This is a genomic window from Streptomyces recifensis (assembly GCF_002154615.1).
GTDB classification, from domain to species: Bacteria; Actinomycetota; Actinomycetes; order Streptomycetales; family Streptomycetaceae; genus Streptomyces; species Streptomyces griseoluteus.
Genome location: NZ_MUNH01000867.1, coordinates 1 through 1,142, shown reverse-complemented (window position 1 = coordinate 1,142; position 1,142 = coordinate 1). Strand labels below are relative to the sequence as shown.

General features: G+C 77.4%; 2 protein-coding genes. One reads left to right on the top strand and one right to left on the bottom strand.

Translation table 11 applies throughout. The annotated features are described in order from the left end of the window. Positions 1-933 (top strand): pseudouridine synthase (locus tag CCN33_RS30450; protein WP_244173994.1); only part of this gene is annotated, 933 nt, incomplete at its 5' end. A 10-nt stretch (positions 934-943) separates the two neighbouring features. Here CCN33_RS30450 and CCN33_RS32410 read toward each other — a convergent pair. Continuing rightward, the coding region (locus CCN33_RS32410; RefSeq protein WP_208622005.1) for a hypothetical protein at positions 944-1,142 on the bottom strand (199 nt) is incomplete at its 5' end.

The window sequence follows — 1,142 nt, the reverse complement described above, 5'->3', positions numbered from 1 at the left end:
GTCGACGCCCCGCTCCCCCAGCGCCGGGGCGTCGACCCCGTGCGGGTGCGGCTGCCCGTGGACGGGGCGTGGGCCACGGTGCGCGAGCACCTGGTGGCGCGGCTGACGGGCGCCGGTCCGGGCGCGGTGGAGGCGATGTTCCACGCCGGGGCGGTGGTGGGTGCCGACGGATCGCCGGTGGCGCCGGACGCGCCGTACCGGCCGGGGATGTTCGTGTGGTTCCACCGCGAGCTGCCGCCGGAGGTGCCGGTGCCGTTCCCGGTCGAGGTGGTGTACCGGGACGAGCACATCGTCGTCGCCGACAAGCCGCACTTCCTGGCCACCACCCCGCGCGGCTCCCATGTCCGTCAGACCCTGCTCGCCCGCCTCCGCCACGACCTCGGCCTGCCCGGGCTCGGCGCCGCGCACCGGCTGGACCGGCTCACCGCCGGACTGGTGCTGTTCACCGTCCGCCCCGGCGAACGCGGCGCCTACCAAGGGCTGTTCCGCGACCGCCGGGTGCACAAGGAGTACGAGGCCGTCGCCCGGCACGACCCGGAGCTGGAGCTGCCGCGGACCGTGCGCAGCCGGATTCTGAAGGAGCGCGGGGTGCTGGCCGCGCGGGAGGTGGCGGGCGAGCCGAACGCGGTGACGCGGGTGGAGATCGACGCCCACCGCGAGCGGGACGGGCTGGCCCGGTACCGCCTGCTGCCCGCCACCGGCCAGACCCACCAGCTCCGGGTGCACCTGAACTCGCTCGGCGTCCCCATCCTCGGCGACCCCCTCTACCCGGAGGTGGCCCCGGCCACCGCGCCCGGCGACTTCCGCCGCCCCCTGCAACTCCTGGCCCGCAGGCTGGAGTTCACCGATCCGCTGACCGGCACCCGGCACCGCTTCGTCAGCGGACGCACCCTCCAGGCGTGGACGTCGCCCGCGGAGTGGGCGGGCGCCTGACCGGCGGGGCCTACTCCCCCAGCAGCCACCGCCACATCCGCTGCCAGCGGCTCGGCGGCGCGCTCCCGGCCGACGCGCGCCCGGACCCGGCCGGCTCGGCGGGCGTGGCCGGCTCCACCCGCTCCGCTCCCGCCACCGGCTGCGCCACCTTGTCCTCCGGATGCTCCTCCAGCCACGCGCGCGGCTGCGGCACCGGTGCCTCGGCCCGG